Source organism: Cognatundibacterium luofuense (assembly GCF_018139685.1).
GTDB lineage: Bacteria > Pseudomonadota > Gammaproteobacteria > Burkholderiales > Burkholderiaceae_D > Undibacterium > Undibacterium luofuense.
The window spans coordinates 1-422 of the sequence record NZ_JAGSPN010000187.1; the positions used below are offsets into that span (position 1 = coordinate 1).

General features: G+C 56.9%; 1 protein-coding gene. It reads right to left on the minus strand.

The window, feature by feature from the left end:
- A partial coding sequence (locus KDM89_RS19955) for an IS66 family transposase (RefSeq protein ID WP_212689624.1) occupies positions 1-422 on the minus strand: 422 nt, incomplete at both ends.

The following is a 422-nucleotide window of genomic DNA, read 5'->3' on the forward strand; positions in this document are numbered from 1 at the left end:
GACTCATGATCGCCGCCGCACGTTTGCCTGCGCGCAGACTGCCGGCGAACATCCAGTTTTTTCGTCCCAATGCCACCGGACGAATCTGGTTCTCAACCCAATTATTATCAATCGGCACCTGAGGATCGTTGAGGTAATGGGTGAGCGCCGGCCAGCGATTTAAACTGTAGTCGATTGCCCTGAATGTAGCACCGCCGCCAGGGACTCGCTGCCGTTGAACCAGTAACCATTGATGTAATGCGTCTGCAACCGGCTTAGCTTGCGCTTGACGAATGGCCAGGCGCTCCGCCGGGGCGAGCAAGCTGACTTCACGTTCCACTGCGTAGAGTCGGGCGTATAAATCCAGTGCCTCACCAGCAATCTGGCTGCTGTGGTTTGCCCACAGCTCATGGAATTTGCGTCGGGCGTGCGCCATACATCCA